16 protein-coding genes and 1 riboswitch are annotated in these 15,317 nt (G+C 36.1%); of the genes, 15 read left to right on the top strand and 1 reads right to left on the bottom strand.

The window, feature by feature from the left end; all coding sequences use genetic code 11:
- The first annotated feature begins 10 nt into the window (after positions 1–10).
- The 12 genes from COE25_RS07895 (at position 11) to COE25_RS07835 (ending at position 11,086) form a co-directional block, all read left to right on the top strand.
- Entirely contained in the window at positions 11–1,312 is a 1,302-nt protein-coding gene (locus tag COE25_RS07895; protein ID WP_098932212.1) for an aromatic ring-hydroxylating oxygenase subunit alpha, read from the top strand.
- Positions 1,313–1,333: 21 nt separating this feature from the next.
- Positions 1,334–1,843 (top strand): aromatic-ring-hydroxylating dioxygenase subunit beta, encoded by a 510-nt coding sequence (locus COE25_RS07890; protein ID WP_098932211.1) that lies wholly within the window; start codon positions 1,334–1,336, stop codon positions 1,841–1,843.
- Between the two features lie 46 nt (positions 1,844–1,889).
- Positions 1,890–2,672, top strand: a complete 783-nt coding sequence (locus COE25_RS07885) for an SDR family NAD(P)-dependent oxidoreductase (protein ID WP_256942321.1) — start codon at positions 1,890–1,892, stop codon at positions 2,670–2,672.
- A 174-nt stretch (positions 2,673–2,846) separates the two neighbouring features.
- Entirely contained in the window at positions 2,847–3,662 is an 816-nt protein-coding gene (locus COE25_RS07880) for an alpha/beta fold hydrolase (RefSeq protein WP_098932210.1), read from the top strand.
- Complete coding sequence (gene aspA, locus COE25_RS07875; protein WP_088090371.1) at positions 3,655–5,088, top strand: aspartate ammonia-lyase; 1,434 nt, start codon at positions 3,655–3,657, stop codon at positions 5,086–5,088. Before COE25_RS07880 ends, aspA begins: the two co-directional genes overlap by 8 nt.
- A 528-nt stretch (positions 5,089–5,616) precedes the next feature.
- A complete protein-coding gene (locus COE25_RS07865; protein ID WP_098932209.1) occupies positions 5,617–6,231 on the top strand; it encodes a hypothetical protein in 615 nt (204 codons plus the stop codon).
- A 191-nt stretch (positions 6,232–6,422) separates the two neighbouring features.
- Complete coding sequence (gene sda, locus COE25_RS07860) at positions 6,423–6,596, top strand: sporulation histidine kinase inhibitor Sda (protein ID WP_098932208.1); 174 nt, start codon at positions 6,423–6,425, stop codon at positions 6,594–6,596.
- A 196-nt stretch (positions 6,597–6,792) separates the two neighbouring features.
- Positions 6,793–6,945, top strand: coding sequence for a hypothetical protein (locus COE25_RS30570; protein WP_179195768.1), 153 nt, complete (start codon positions 6,793–6,795; stop codon positions 6,943–6,945).
- A gap of 624 nt (positions 6,946–7,569) precedes the next feature.
- A complete protein-coding gene (locus tag COE25_RS07850) occupies positions 7,570–7,809 on the top strand; it encodes a histidine kinase dimerization/phospho-acceptor domain-containing protein (protein WP_098932206.1) in 240 nt (79 codons plus the stop codon).
- Between the two features lie 230 nt (positions 7,810–8,039).
- Positions 8,040–9,200 (top strand): glycosyl hydrolase family 18 protein, encoded by a 1,161-nt coding sequence (locus COE25_RS07845; protein ID WP_257208727.1) that lies wholly within the window; start codon positions 8,040–8,042, stop codon positions 9,198–9,200.
- A 429-nt stretch (positions 9,201–9,629) separates the two neighbouring features.
- Positions 9,630–10,064, top strand: coding sequence for a hypothetical protein (locus COE25_RS07840; RefSeq protein WP_088086715.1), 435 nt, complete (start codon positions 9,630–9,632; stop codon positions 10,062–10,064).
- Positions 10,065–10,165: 101 nt separating this feature from the next.
- Positions 10,166–11,086 carry a patatin-like phospholipase family protein gene (locus COE25_RS07835; RefSeq protein WP_098932205.1) on the top strand — a complete coding sequence of 307 codons (921 nt, stop codon included), beginning with the start codon at positions 10,166–10,168 and terminating at the stop codon, positions 11,084–11,086.
- Between the two features lie 298 nt (positions 11,087–11,384).
- On the opposite strand, the gene COE25_RS07830 is transcribed toward COE25_RS07835, so the two are convergent.
- Complete coding sequence (locus COE25_RS07830) at positions 11,385–11,939, bottom strand: MerR family transcriptional regulator (protein WP_098932204.1); 555 nt, start codon at positions 11,937–11,939, stop codon at positions 11,385–11,387.
- 251 nt (positions 11,940–12,190) lie between these two features.
- On the opposite strand from COE25_RS07830, the gene COE25_RS07825 reads away from it, so the two are divergent.
- From COE25_RS07825 to COE25_RS07815, 3 genes are all read left to right on the top strand, one after another.
- Positions 12,191–12,988, top strand: coding sequence for a DUF2935 domain-containing protein (locus COE25_RS07825; protein ID WP_098932203.1), 798 nt, complete (start codon positions 12,191–12,193; stop codon positions 12,986–12,988).
- 177 nt (positions 12,989–13,165) lie between these two features.
- A complete protein-coding gene (locus COE25_RS07820) occupies positions 13,166–13,426 on the top strand; it encodes a hypothetical protein (RefSeq protein WP_088086719.1) in 261 nt (86 codons plus the stop codon).
- Between the two features lie 271 nt (positions 13,427–13,697).
- Positions 13,698–13,778: riboswitch (glycine riboswitch) on the top strand.
- A gap of 165 nt (positions 13,779–13,943) precedes the next feature.
- Positions 13,944–15,308 carry an amino acid permease gene (locus COE25_RS07815; RefSeq protein WP_098932202.1) on the top strand — a complete coding sequence of 455 codons (1,365 nt, stop codon included), beginning with the start codon at positions 13,944–13,946 and terminating at the stop codon, positions 15,306–15,308.
- The last annotated feature ends 9 nt before the right edge of the window (positions 15,309–15,317 follow it).

Raw genomic sequence — 15,317 nt, 5'->3', positions numbered from 1 at the left:
GAGTACAAGTATGCTTAAAACTGATCAATCATTAAAAGAAATGTCGAAAGAGCAAGTGGTTAATTATTTGAACGAAACGGTCAAACCAGAGGATGGGGTAATCCCTGCTTACCTTTTAGGCGATCAAACTGTTTACGATTTAGAGCATGAAAAAGTATTTTTGAAAACGTGGGTTTTTGTCGGCCATGAATCTGAAATCCCGAACACAGGGGACTTCATGACACGTGAACTTTCCGGATATTCACTCATAATTACACGTGATAAAGAAGGAGAAATTCGTGCTTTTTATAATATGTGTACCCATCGTGGAATGAAACTATGTCGGGCTGACAAAGGGAATAAGTCTTTATTTACGTGTCCATATCACGGATTTAACTTTAAAAATACAGGTGAGCTTGTTGGTGTTCCGCTTCAAAAAGATATTTATGGCGAGACGCTTAACCGTTCAGAAATGGGTCTTCACCAAGTGAAGCTTCAATCTTATAAAGGTCTTTTATTTGGAACATGGAATCAAGATGCGGAGCCGCTTGAAGAGTTTCTCGGCGATTTCAAATGGTATTTAGATATCGTTGTAGGACGCGCAGAAATGGAAGTGATTGGGGCTCCTCAACGATTTATCGTGAACTCTAACTGGAAAGTCGGTTCTGATAACTTTGTTGGTGATTCCTATCATACGATGGTCACACATGGTTCAATTGCAAAACTAGGAATGGTGCCAAATGCAACGTATTCAAAGCGCGGTTTTCAAATTTACACAGAAAACGGACATGGGCTAAATCTCGGAACACCTAACCCTGACTTTGCTTTCCCGGAAGAATTGAAAGATGAATATAAAAATAATTTGTCTGAAGAACAATTTGAAGTGTTATCAAACTTGAAAAATATGATTGGTAACGTTTTTCCGAACCTATCATTTTTAATTTCCCATACAAAAATAAAAGACCAGTTAATCTCTAACACTTCCATAAGAATGTGGCGGCCAATTGGTCTTAATAAGATGGAAGTAATCGCTTGGATGCTCGTTGAAAAAAACGCCCCTCAAGATTGGAAGGATCGTTCGAGAGATTCGTTTATCTTGACGTTTAGCCCATCTGGTATTTTTGAACAAGATGATACTGAGGTATTTACGGACATTACGGAAGCAGCCCAAGGCTCAATGCCTTTTCAAAATAAGTTAAATTATAACTATACAATGGGTCTTCATCGCGAACCTGTTGAGTTTATCGGACCAGGTGTTGCCTTCAATGATAAATTCACAGAAGCGGCTCAGCGTAATTTCTACAAATATTGGCTGGAATTAATGACGAAGTGATGAGCAGTAGGGGGAAGAAAAATGAACGTAGAAAAAATGCTGACAAAATGTGAGTTTGAACAGTGGTTGTATGATGAAGCACAATTACTTGATGACATTGAATTTGATGATTGGTTTCATTTAATGCACTCGAGCTTGCGTTATCAAATGCCTGTACGTGTTAATAAAGAAGGAGTAGAACGTCCAGACTATTCAACTGATATGTTTACGTTTAATGATGATATTGAGTTGTTAAAGCTTCGCGTGGAGCGTTTGAAAACGGATTATGCATGGGCGGAAATTCCTCCTTCAAGAACGCGCCGCTTTGTCAGCAATGTGCGTGTGAAAGACTTTGTTGAGGGTGAAAAGGCAGTTGTAAAGAGCAATTTGCTGATTTACCGTAGCCGAAGCACAGATATTCATCATGATTTAATTTCGGGTGAACGAAATGATGAATTTCTATTTGAAGATGGAAAATGGAAACTTTCCAAACGGGTATTCATTGTAGATCAAACAACAATAAATACAAGAAATCTTGCCATCTTCGTGTAACAATAATCACGTATGAAAGATAACTAGAGAGGTGGAGACAATGGTAATGGACTTAAAAGATAAAGTAGTGTTGATTACAGGTGGCGCTTCAGGGATAGGAGAAGCTGTCACACGCCGTTTTATACAAGAAGGAGCAAAAGTGAGCATTATCGGCCGCTCTTTAGAAACGTTAGAGAAAATGAAAGAAGAATTTGGTGAAAATATCCTCACTTATCAGGGAGATGTAAGCAAATACGAAGACAATGAGCAAGCTGTCCAAGCTACTGTCAAAAAATTTGGAAAGTTAGATGTTTTTATCGCTAATGCTGGAGTATTCGATGGTTTTGCTAAATTTGCCGATGTGACTCCTGATGCGCTTTCCGAAGCGTATGATTACCTTCTCAATATTAATGTAAAAGGTTCTTTTTTCGGCGCAAAAGCAGCTCTTGAAGAACTGCAAAAAACAAATGGTAATATTATTTTTACTGTTTCTGGTGCGAGTTTCTATCCTGATGGAGGTGGCGTGTGGTACACAGCGAGCAAGCACGCTCAAATAGGACTGATGCGCCAGCTTGCGTTCGAACTCGCGCCGTCTATCCGCGTAAATGCGGTAGCACCAGGGGGCACACTGACAGCACTCTCGGTTATCCCACCGCTGCGTCCATTTGTTAAAATCGTGGATAATGATACGAAAGCAAGCAGAATTAAAAAACGAAATGTTCTTCAACTCGCCCAGATGCCAGAAGATCATGTTGCGGCGTATGTACTTTTAGCATCCGACCAAGCACGCGCGATCACCGGTGAAGTTATTTCCAGCGATGGCGGATTGTCAGTGCGAGGACTTGGCTAAATAAAAAAATGAAATAAATAGACCTTTAGAAAGAAGGTTCTAAAAGTTGTCATTTATGCATCAGCAAAAATAGGGTCCGGTCATGTGACGTTGTCTGAACAAATGGACCCTACTTATGAGAAGTAAAATCGGTGAAATATCAACTTTTTCATGGGAAGTCGGAGGACTGGTAGTATGCCTTACGTACAAGTAGAAGACTTGAGTATCCATTATGAAATAGAAGGAAATGGAGAACCATTAGTATTGCTGCATGGTATGAGCAATAATTCACAGTCGTGGAAGGAACAAATACAGGACTTAAAAAAGCATTACACAGTTATTGCCTGGGATGCTCCGGGTTATGGGAAAAGTTCAGATCCAGCTGAAGAATTTAGATATTTTAAAGAGTTTGCACATATTCTAAAAGGCATGCTGGATCAGCTGAAGTTGGAAAAGATCTATCTTCTCGGGCATTCAATGGGAGCAGCAATTGCAATAGAGTTTTGTAGACTTTACGCTCATAAGGTTCAAAAGCTTATAATAGCTGATCCAACAAGAGGAGCTGCTGCTCTGGATCCAGAAGAGAACGAGCTGAAATTAAAAAATCGATTATTTTCTATTGAAAATCTGTCTCCTGAGGAGATAGCGGAAAAAAGGATCAATGCCTTGCTATCTCCCTATGCTTCAAAAGAAGTATATCAGCGGGTAAAAGAGATTATGACACAGGTTAGACCGGCAGGATATCGTTCAGTAGCATATTCACTTTATCATCAAAATCATATGAAAGTGTTATCTCAGATAAATGTTCCTGTTCTTGTTATTTGTGGTGAATTGGATTCTGTTACTCCTGTAAAGGAATCGAAAGCGATTCATGAAGAATTGATAAACTCCCAGCTCGTTATTATTCCAGAAGGTGGTCATTTGTGTTATCAAGAAAATCCTGAAAAGTTTAATTCAAGCATCATAGAATTTCTTAACAAAGAGGAAGGTGCTTGTTTTGTCAATGATTAATACCATTCAATCAAATGTACGAATTGAAAAAGACTTTTTAGGTGAAAGAGAACTGCCTATTAATGCGTATTACGGTGTTCAAACAGTAAGGGCTATGGAAAATTTCCCGATTACGGGATATCGCATTCATGAAGAATTGATTAAAGCGTTGGCCATCGTTAAAAAAGCAGCAGCACTTGCAAATATGGATGTGAAATGTTTATATGAGGGACTTGGACAAGTGATTGTTCAAGCAACAGATGAAATCATCGAAGGAAAATGGCATGACCAATTTATGGTGGACCCGATTCAGGGCGGGGCTGGTACATCCATGAATATGAATGCCAACGAAGTCATTGCGAACCGCGCCCTTGAGCTGCTCGGCAAAGAAAAAGGCTCCTATTTTGAGTTAAGTCCAAATAGTCATGTCAATATGTCACAATCAACGAATGATGTGTTTCCAACCGCCATTCATATCGCAACCCTCCATTTGGTTGGAAAATTGTTAGACACGATGCAATATATGCTGGAAGTGTTTAAGAAAAAAGCACAGCAATTTGATCATGTCATTAAAATGGGGCGTACACATCTTCAAGACGCGGTACCGATCCGTCTTGGGCAAGAGTTTGAAGCATATAGCCGAGTGTTGGAGCGTGATATTAAACGTATTCAACAATCACGCCAGCATTTATATGAAGTCAATATGGGTGCGACAGCCGTTGGCACAGGCTTAAATGCAGACCCTCGCTATATTGAAAACGTGGTAAAACATTTGGCAGACATTAGCGGCCTTCCACTTATAGGCGCTGAGCATCTTGTTGATGCAACACAAAATACGGATGCGTATACAGAAGTATCTGCTGCCTTGAAAGTATGCATGATGAACATGTCGAAAATCGCCAATGATTTACGATTAATGGCCTCAGGCCCTCGTGCGGGACTTGCGGAAATTAGCTTGCCGTCCCGTCAGCCCGGCTCATCCATTATGCCGGGAAAAGTCAATCCGGTTATGCCCGAAATGATTAACCAAGTAGCGTTCCAAGTTATCGGCAATGACCATACGATCTGCCTGGCATCTGAAGCGGGCCAGCTTGAATTGAACGTGATGGAACCTGTGCTTGTGTTCAACTTACTTCAATCCATCAGCATCATGAATAATGCCTTCCGCGCATTCACCGACTACTGTCTTGCAGGCATTGAAGCAAATGAAGATCGTTTAAAAGAATATGTAGAAAAAAGCGCAGGGATTATTACAGCTGTAAATCCGCATATTGGATACGAGGTGGCAGCACGTATCGCACGAGAAGCCATTTTAAATGGAAAATCAGTACGTGAGCTTTGCCTGCAAAATGATGTATTAACAGAAGAAGAGTTAGACCTAATATTAGATCCTTATGAAATGACACACCCCGGCATTGCAGGAGCAGTTCTTTTTAATCGAGAGTAAAAATATTAAATTATTGTTGTTTCATAGGAGGAACTTCCAAATTTTTATTAGGAGTACCACACATCCATCTATGTGCCATAGGGGTGTCTCATAAGCAAACTAATTACGTTGATGTGACGTGTCTTTAAGTAAAAATATTGTCAATAAGAGAATGGTGGCGTTGGAAATAATTCCAGGCCACTATTTTTTATATGACGGGCGTTAGCGTTCGATAAAAAAGAGCTCATCGCGATATTGATATTACTGGAGAAAAGTACCTTAAGCACTTTAATAGTCAAAAAATAGATGCATTATTAAATTTTATTCATTTTATTGTTTATATGTAATTGACGAAATGTGGCCTATATGTGTAAAATACATATATAGAAATTTTGTTAAGCTGTAGTCATGCAAATCAACTCGAGCTATACCAATCCATGCTCGATCAATTTTTTAAAATGTATTTTAGTTTTCTTGAGCTCTACATACCTCCGTTTCATAGGGAGGATAAAATAGAGAAATTTACAAAGTAAATGAGGAGGAACGAAGATGGTCCAAAAGATGATTCATCAAAAAGAAGAAGTCCTAAAAAAGGAAGTTAAAAAAGTGGAGGTTCCGAAAGTAGAGGAGCAAAATGAACCAAGCTATGTTACGGATTCATTTATTGAAACATTTTGGGATCAAATTGAAGGTGCCGTATCTCGTACAAGAGATTATAGAGAACAACGCCAAGAACTTTACTTACAGGCTATAAAAGAAACTACAAAATTCAATGGAGTATACCTCAAAACGTTAAAGGGTCTTTTTGAGCAAACAACAAAATTAAATGGCGATTTGCGTAAAGGATTATTCCAAAACAACATTTTTAAAACAAATGAATCGACTCATGAAGTGACTGAATCTTTAAAAAGTCATGTTAGTGAAGCAGCTAGTAAATTAGAGGAGCTTTCTTTAACTCCAATTAACTCAGCCTTTGATTTAATTGAAAGAACTGAGAAACTTTTTGAACAAAATAGCGAGGCATTTATTGACTATACAAATGAAGCACTGAATGCTTGGGAAGCTGTCACAGACAACTATTTAAAACAGGCTAGAAAAACTCATCAAAATATTGCCCATCGATTGGAAGATAGCGTGCGTGTACTTGTTGCTCCAAGTAAATAATGTACATATTTAAAGGAAAACACATTCTTAATCGGATGAGCCCTTCTTTGTTAATAAATATCCTATATCGTACAAAAAAAGCAGCCTTACCTTCACGGCACGCTGCTTTTTTAATTTTGTTACAACTGAGTATTCCCTCTTCATATTCTTACTTGAAAGAAGGTATTTGAGTAAAGTGGAGTGAGACAAGTATGCATAACCTTAGCACTGAACAATTGCTAGAAGCATTTAATTCTGCTATTAAGTTAAATCTTTGCAAAGACTTTATTCTGCTATTGGCTAATGAGTTAAACACACGATTTATTAATGAATCACCCATAAATGATTCTAGAAAAATTTTAAATCAGTATATTAAATCAGATTAGAATTTGAATATAGTAAAATATTTTTTTTCGTAGATAAGAGTAATGTTTTTTAATCATAGATTACTTGCACCCTATGAAGAATCTTTAGACTTACAGATAAATTTATTTATTATTTATTCAGAGATCTTCCAAGAATAAGTTGGGTTTTACCATTTAGAATTAAAATTCAGCATTCTATTAAAGTGGAGGAAGTTATATGAATGAACAAGAAAAAACTATATTTATGAGTGAACAAGAAAAAACTTTACTATTTAAAACTTCTATCATTTTAAGAAAAGATACAAGCACTATGAGTTTAAACGATATTATAGAAGAACTTGTTAATGTTATAGAATCAAAAAAAAGATGACAGATGGCCAAATCAAGAATAGAAATTGAGCAAGCGAGACTAGTAACCTTACAATTAAAATGAAGCAATATTAGGTTATAACAGACCCATCAATTTAAACTTGGATGGGTATTTTTCGTTATCTAGGATTTGAATTTCAGTAGTTAATTGGAAGAACTCTTTCCCAAACATGCTCCCATTATTTCCAATAATCTTGATCAAATTTCAAATATCTTTGGGCAGGGGCGGAAGCGGTTTGTTATTTGCATGAATGGAACAAATCGGTTTTCAACAATGCCTTCAAATATTCTCCTCTATAGGTAGCCAATTCTGAAAACACCAAGACTAGTTCTTCCCTTAATTCTATTTTCTTAGCCGTTATTAAACCGATATCACATTTTCCACTTTTAACATCATTAATGATCTTCCTTATCTCATCTTCCCGGATTTCCACTATAACTTCAGGAAAATCATTTTGCAGTTTTACTAAAGAGTCAAAGGCAGAATAAGTCAATCCGGGAATACATGAAATCTTTATCTCAGTTTTAACTAATGCTTCTTGTAATTTTGCTTCTTCTCTTAACTCATGAATTTTTGAGATTACTTCGTATGCTTTTTTGATAACGGCTTTCCCTACATTTCGTCATTATTAGTCGAGATATTACTGAACGTAAAAAATCAGAAGAAATTATTATTCAATCTGAAAAGCTCTCCATCGTTGGTGAATTAGCAGACGGAGTGGCACATGAAATAAGGAATCCGCTTACAACAATAAAAGGGTTTGTTCAACTTTATCTGAAAGATAATAATTCAAATGAGTATACTGATTTACTACTTAGTGAACTGGTCCGAATGATTGAATTAAAAACAAAAGATGACAGATAATAATAAAGAATAGTTGAAATACGAAATATTGATGATTACAAAAGGCGACTCTGAATTTTCGGAGTCGCTTTCTTTGTTAATGAAGGAAGGACTTAAAAATTGCCGTGAATAAATTATAACTTTTCTCATCAACTTAAGAAATAAACAAATTAGAAAAGTAGGTGTAATAGGTGTCGCGGAACTTTTATCAGTGCTTCACCATAATTTCTTTAGTCATGGTTTTTTTACTAATGATGTCATCATGCAGTCATTCACAAAGAAAAAGTGGTAGTCCAAATAGTGTTCGAGAAAATACGAACAGTATCGAAAAGCCATCGCCAGTGAAAATGCAGGATTTTCATCCAGGTTACTCAGAAACGGACGACCAGAGAGTTCAGGTACATAATACTAATAAAATCTCTCGTGAAGTTTTAGGTTTTTACACAGAACAGGAAGGCAGTTTTCCCGGTTCTCAGCCTACATTTAACTCGCAATTCAACAATATAAGCATCATTGCACCCTTTTGGTACAAGCTTGATGATAAACGTCCAGGCAGTCTGATAGATTCCGTTCCAGCAGCACATAAGAAAAAGGTTATTCTAAGCGCTCATGAAAAACAGGTGAAGGTATATCTAGTTGTTCACAACCTCTTTTATGAAACCACGGAGAAAGGCAAGCAAGTAGCGAGTAATGTACTCAATAATGATAAAAGCCGGAGTGTTTTCATTCGAAATTTACGAAATGAAATAAATCAGTTCAGTTATGACGGTATTAATATAGACATGGAAAATTTGTATTTGACAGACCGAGATTCATTTAGTCTAATGATTAAAAAATTGTCTGATACACTGCATCGTGATGGAAAAGTAGTGACGGTTTCCGTCCCGGCAAACACAGGTGATTCGCGTGCTAATCCCTGGTCACCGTGGTTTGATTACCCAAAACTTGGTATATTTGCAGATCGGGTAATGATTATGACCTACGATGAACACAACGCAAACACAACACCCGGGTCAACGGCGTCGACTAATTGGACAGAAGCAACGATTCGTTATGCTTTGAATAAAGGAGTCCCAAAATCAAAAATTTTACTCGGTATCGCTGGTTATGGATGGGACTGGGACAAAACAGCTAAAAAAGCTTTATATAGCTCCTATGCACTGTTAATGGAGCATAAAACAAAATATAAAGCTGAAATTTTGTGGGACCCTCGTACGCAAACACCTCATTACAATTATGTAGATGAAAAAAACCATATCCACGAGGCTTGGTTTGAGAATAGTGACAGTCTGCGGTCTAAACTAAACCTTGTAGAAAAATATAACTTACAAGGAATCGGCATTTGGCGACTCGGCTTAGAAGACCCTATGTACTGGAAGGCCATACCCGAGACAATAAAAGTAAAAAAATAATGATCTATGAATGAATTTTCCCTACAGAAAGTAAGACATATAAAAAAGCAGATCCAATGGATCTGCTCAGATTGTCGAGAAAGGTTCATTTTCTCGGCAATTTTTCATTTTGTCTGATCCAAAATCCCGATTTTTTTTATTGATTATCCCTGCTAACTGGCCTGAGCGCAAATCAACAGACAAGTTGAAAATCCTATATATTAAAATTATTTTAACAAAGGTCCTATATTACTATTAAAATAGTAGCTGAGGTAGAAAGAAATGGTAAATATGGCTTTCGAAGTTTTTTCGTAATCGGGATACTATAAAGATATAATTACAGCATATTAATGTCCAAATGAATACTATTTATCAATATAAAGGTAGGATGTAAAAGAAAATATTGATACCACTGGATGAAGTAAGTTCTTAAAAGGGAGTGATAGTAAAATGCTTTATATAAGGAACATTGAAAAGATCATAAATGATACATTAGATAAGCATAATTTAAATATTGACTATGAATTTAACAATAATCTCACTGTACCGATGAGTTATAACGTATCGACAAATACTATAAAATTTAATTATCTACAAGTTAACGGTTATATCAACAAAATTAGAATTAAAGAGATAGATGAAAACTTTGTTAGAATTATTCTTTATCATGTGATTGGGTATTACTTGGATTTTAAAAAAAACAAACATGATCTTAGGATTCTAATGTATGGTGAAGATGAAGAAATAGAGAAGCTTAAATCTGAAATTGAAACGAATGCTTGGGAATACGGGAGAACATTGGTACCGGAACAACTGTTACAGTCATATGATAAAGTACGTGAATTAGATAAAACTTTAATAAAGGGCCAATTAACCAATATGTAATCATCATTTTTACTTATGGGGTTTTGACAGGAAAACTTAATTTTCGTCGTTAATCAACTATCTTAGCAGTTTAAAATATATTACTCGTGAGGTGGAAAAAAATGAAGGCGGATGCAGTTTTTGAAGGTGGTGGGGCTAGGGGAATTGCTTTTATTGGAGCGATTCAAGCAATGGAAGAGGAAAAAGTAGAATGGCAAAGATTAGCTGGAACATCAGCAGGAGCTGTAATCGCTGCTCTTTTGGCAAGCGGCTACAAAAGCTATGAAATTAGAGATCATTTGAGCAAACTAGATTTTTCAAAGCTACGAGGTAGAACGTACTTGAATCGAATTCCGATTTTTGGTACCTTATTAGAACTAATGATTCATCTTGGAATTTATAAAAACGATTACTTGGAAATCTGGATGGATTCACTTCTTATAGAAAAAGGAATTAAGACATTTGCGGATCTACCAGCGGAAAAATTGAAAATAATCGCTTCTGATGTTACGAATGGCCAAATGCTTGTTTTGCCAGATGATTTGGATCGGTATGGGATGACTCCTGCTGATTTTAAGGTTTCAACCGCAGTTATGATGAGTGCCTCTCTCCCATTTTTCTTCCGTCCGGTTATTTGGAAATCAAAAGACCGTAAAAAGTCCTACATTTTAGACGGTGGGTTACTAAGTAACTTTCCAATATGGATATTTGATACGGACAATCCTCGGTTTCCAACGTTCGGCTTCCGTTTTGTGAAAGATAAAGTTAACATAGATCCCGTAATACCAACGCCCCTCCACCTTTTTAAAAATATATTTAAAACAATGATTCAGGCCCATGATCTACGATATTTGAACAAAGAGACGATTGAACGTACCATTCAAATTCCAACTGGTGACATCAACGCTACTGATTTTGAATTGGCTACGGCTGAAATCGATTTTCTCTATATGTCAGGCTATTCTTCTACAAAAGAATTTTTATCGAAGTGGGATTTTGAACAATATAAGGTTAAAAGAATGCAAAGATTAAAGAATAAGTAGCTGAAAAGGCCTTTTCTCGAACTTTATTTAGAAAATAGATTAAAAGTGAATGTAATCAGGTGCACAATAGCAAGAGCACCTAATAGATTCGTACCGATATAGAGTAGAAGGTCCATTAGTTTCCTCCTCAATTTTTTACACTTCAATACTTAAGTCATTATAAACAAGGTATATTGAAAAAGTTGTCGATATTCCTCGTTTTAAATGAACTGTTAACTTCTTTTAATAAAAGAAAAAAATTTTCATTGTTTGACTTATGTTTGTAAAAAAAGCCATGCTATTCTAAGCACGGCTTTTCTCATTTCCACCATTTCCACCATTTCCTTTGCTCAGCGACTGCGATTTGCTTTCTGGTTTCTTCCTCAATCATTTTACTTCGTTCCTTTTCCAATTGCTCCATACGTTCAACATACTTCAAAATTAGATTAATCTTTTCTTCTAGCTGAGCTTCTCGTACTGCCTTCTCCTTCAAATGTTTGATTAAATCTAAGTTTACTTGCTCCAAATGTTCTATACGATCCAATAGCTCTTTAGTGTTAGTATTTTGCTCAGTATCGCCATCATTAGTTGTCTGTAACGGCACTTCTTCCAAAAGTGTTACCGTTTTATTTTCTTCAGAGATCCATGTCATCACAGCTTCGGCTGAACGTTCCATCGTCATACCCTCTTGCTTACTGAATTCGATTAATTTGCGGAGAGTGATAACATCTTTATCTATATAGGTTCTATGTCCTCTGTTATTACGCTGAACTTGATACCCATGTCCTTCCAAGAGAGTGGCATACTTCCGTAATGTATTGCCATCAATTCCAAGCAATTCCTGTACGTTACTAGGTGAATATATTATCGTCATAACACTACACCTCCAATTTAACACTTCTATAAAACGCTGAGAATTCCTTTTTTTATTAGAATTTTTTCTGAATGAAGTATAGGTAATGAAATATATGGAAGGAAATGGCTATAAAAGTGATGAAGAAAGGAGATTAATAGATTTAATTGAAATTGTTGGAATTTCAAACAGGATGTCATTGGTCATAAGAAGCAAATAAGAAGAATAAACATCAAAATAGTGTGGGGATTTCTTATTGGGGAGGAATAAACATGAATGATGTCCTTGAAAGAACAGCAAGATTTGAACATCGTTTTTGGTTACAAATATTAGGTGATCATTCGCGGTTTATTTATGAAGCTCTTGCACCCGTTCAAAAAGAGGAAATTGAAAAGGCATCATCTTTTATTCGAGTTTTTGACAAGCTTCTGGATCGTGCAAATTCCTCAGATTTAGTGACATTAACAATCGAAGCTGAAACAGAGGTTATAAGATTACGGGAATTTAAAATGGACTTATTAAGAAAACATCTGATTGGGAAAATAAAAATGCACCTTTCGCCAACCTTCATCAATCATATGGTCAATGAATTAGAGGAATACTTAAGAATTTTAATACACCTAAAAGCAGGGGAAGTTCCTCCTGTTTACCATGAACTACATCATCATCTTTTATGGTTATTAGATGCTGCGGGTCATTCAGAGGCAATTTCCTCTAATTTAGATAGTGTTGAAAAGAAACTCATTGAGAAAAGTAATACATTTAGGAAGAACTTTGAAGATTTTTACCTGAAATCAGTTGAACTAGCAGGATATTTAAGAACTAATTTGAACTCGTTCCCTGCTTTGTTAAAATTGAATTCAGACAGCCAGTTAGAAATAAAATTATTTCAAAATTTTCTACATGAAATAGAAGAACTTAGACTAAGTAAGCAAGCATTAGGAACATTCGCCCCCCTAATGGCGGATCATATGTACCGTGAAGAATGTTATTATCTTATGAAATTAGCAGAATCGGCAAATCTTGACTCACCCAATTGTGATCCTGCAAAACCTCGACGTATGGAGTGAGTTCACAAATCTGCCAAATATAATAACTAATAAAAGGTGAGGGGGAGTTTAAGTAAACACCCCATTTTTGCTGTTATGGAGATATTTGGATCATATAAAAAAACTTCCTAATTTTCCAAGAACATTGGACAGGGTTATATCCATATTCTATTGTATCAATACTTGAGGGTGTTCATTATGAGAATCAAAAGGGAAATACAAACCCAACCACAAACCATGATTGGTCAAGCATGGACTGGTAGACATGTGATCTTGCTTCACTGTACAAATAATAATCAATTTATTAATCTTTATAAAAGTTTCCATGCTCCGATTGAGCCTCCACGTCACAATTGTGCTGAAACTTTGTCGCAATTACTAAGTATCGGCTATCGTATAATCGCGATTACGCCCATCTCAGCAAATCATATTCAATATTTTTTGGTACTAGGAGATTAAGGATGCAGAATCAACGATTGCGATATAAATGAACCCAATCCCTTGCAGTGGGTTCATTTTTTGTTTCTCCATAAATCTAGATTCTCTGAAATTAATTATTGACAAAGTGATTGAATACTACTAAAATTAGAAATTATTTAACAATAATTTAGTTTGTGAGATAAGATGTAATGATGCATAACTTTTTTTAGCGGGGGATTTTGAACCATTTGTTCTTCTACATAAATTAAATACTAAGCAAGCTATGATTGCTATGGGTCAAACTATAGCAGGAGCAGCTTCTGGAGAGACCGCAGGAAATATGCGGCGCCGAAGGGTTCACAATCTCAGGCAAAAGGACAGAAGAGTACGAGTTTTATTTGTTATTCTGACAAAAGAGTAATGGATATTATTTGTTATTCTTATGACCGATGAGATTGGAGAAATTCCAATCTCTTTTTTTATGGTGTTTAACTCATTGTTCATATCTTCACATAGTGGACAAAGGAAATTATTACTAAATGAGGGGGCAAAAGAAGTGGCACAACAAGAATTAAAAAGAGATTTAAAAAATCGGCACGTACAACTGATTGCGATTGGAGGTACGATTGGTACAGGTTTATTCCTAGGTTCAGGGAAAGCCATTCAGTTAGCAGGTCCATCTATCATTTTTGCCTACTTAATTGTGGGTATCGCATGTTTTTTTGTAATGAGGGCATTAGGAGAACTTCTTTTATCAAATAAGGGCTATCAATCATTTACGGACTTCGCCGAGGATTATATTGGACCGTGGGCTGGTTATGTAACTGGATGGACCTATTGGTTTTGTTGGATTATGACAGCTATGGCTGATATTATTGCTGTTGGTGTATACGTGCAATATTGGTTCGATATCCCACAATGGATGCCTGCTATAGTCTGTTTAATTCTATTATTGGGACTAAATTTATTAACAGTAAAGCTATTTGGAGAATTAGAGTTTTGGTTTGCTTTAATCAAAGTGATCACCATTCTTGCTTTAATCATCATAGGGGTCATTTTGTTAATTATTGGATTTCAAACAGATTCAGGAACGGTTACAGTAAAAAATCTATGGAGCCATGGTGGTCTTTTCCCAAATGGATTATCAGGTTTCTTACTTTCTTTTCAAATGGTTGTCTTTGCATTTGTAGGTGTTGAATTAGTAGGTGTATCAGCAGCCGAAACATCCAATCCACAAAAAAATATCCCATCTGCAATAAATAAAATACCTTTAAGAATACTGTTTTTCTATGTGGGAGCCCTTATTATCCTTTTATGCATCAATCCATGGACGCAACTGAATGCAGCAAACAGTCCTTTTGTAAAAACGTTTAGTTTAGTTGGTATTCCGATTGCTGCAGGAATTATTAACTTTGTCGTCTTAACATCTGCTGCGTCTGCCTGTAACAGTGGATTGTTTTCAACGAGCCGCATATTATTTAATTTAAGTAATCATCAACAAGGACCCGCGAATTTTGCTAAATTAAATAAAAATCATGTACCGAGTAACGCATTATTTATATCTGCACTTGTTCTATCCGTCGGAGCTCTTTTAAGTAAGCTGATTCCAGAACAAGCCTTTGGTATCGTGACAACGATTAGTGCGATTTGTTTTATTTGGGTTTGGAGCATTATCTTAATTTGTCATCTGCGATATAAGAAATCACGCCCAGATTTACATGAAAAGTCGATTTTTAAAGCACCATTTACCCCATTTATTAATTATCTTGTTCTCTCGTTATTTGCATTTATTCTCATTATTATGCTATTTGCAGAATCAACTCGTGTCGCTTTATTAATGACACCATTATGGTTCATTCTTTTATTCATAGTGTATTCATTTAAAAGGACAAAGGGAAAAAATATTAGAATATCTGCGTAAAGTAGAATT

The sequence above is a fragment of the Bacillus sp. AFS031507 genome (assembly GCF_002584635.1).
In the GTDB taxonomy this organism is placed as follows: Bacteria; Bacillota; Bacilli; order Bacillales; family Cytobacillaceae; genus Neobacillus.
Note: the sequence above shows the minus strand (reverse complement) of the source record. Positions and strands in the feature narration are given on the sequence as shown.

Bases quoted from the DNA above. Each gene is read 5' to 3' on its own strand.
- COE25_RS07830 (WP_098932204.1), bottom strand. From the start codon at position 11,939: ATGACGATAATATATTCACCTAGTAACGTACAGGAATTGCTTGGAATT.
- sda (WP_098932208.1), top strand. From the start codon at position 6,423: ATGCATAACCTTAGCACTGAACAATTGCTAGAAGCATTTAATTCTGCT.
- COE25_RS07845 (WP_257208727.1), top strand. From the start codon at position 8,040: ATGATGTCATCATGCAGTCATTCACAAAGAAAAAGTGGTAGTCCAAAT.
- COE25_RS30570 (WP_179195768.1), top strand. From the start codon at position 6,793: ATGAATGAACAAGAAAAAACTATATTTATGAGTGAACAAGAAAAAACT.
- COE25_RS07890 (WP_098932211.1), top strand. From the start codon at position 1,334: ATGAACGTAGAAAAAATGCTGACAAAATGTGAGTTTGAACAGTGGTTG.
- COE25_RS07880 (WP_098932210.1), top strand. From the start codon at position 2,847: ATGCCTTACGTACAAGTAGAAGACTTGAGTATCCATTATGAAATAGAA.
- COE25_RS07820 (WP_088086719.1), top strand. From the start codon at position 13,166: ATGAGAATCAAAAGGGAAATACAAACCCAACCACAAACCATGATTGGT.
- aspA (WP_088090371.1), top strand. From the start codon at position 3,655: ATGATTAATACCATTCAATCAAATGTACGAATTGAAAAAGACTTTTTA.
- COE25_RS07895 (WP_098932212.1), top strand. From the start codon at position 11: ATGCTTAAAACTGATCAATCATTAAAAGAAATGTCGAAAGAGCAAGTG.
- COE25_RS07865 (WP_098932209.1), top strand. From the start codon at position 5,617: ATGGTCCAAAAGATGATTCATCAAAAAGAAGAAGTCCTAAAAAAGGAA.
- COE25_RS07825 (WP_098932203.1), top strand. From the start codon at position 12,191: ATGAATGATGTCCTTGAAAGAACAGCAAGATTTGAACATCGTTTTTGG.
- COE25_RS07835 (WP_098932205.1), top strand. From the start codon at position 10,166: ATGAAGGCGGATGCAGTTTTTGAAGGTGGTGGGGCTAGGGGAATTGCT.
- COE25_RS07840 (WP_088086715.1), top strand. From the start codon at position 9,630: ATGCTTTATATAAGGAACATTGAAAAGATCATAAATGATACATTAGAT.
- COE25_RS07885 (WP_256942321.1), top strand. From the start codon at position 1,890: ATGGACTTAAAAGATAAAGTAGTGTTGATTACAGGTGGCGCTTCAGGG.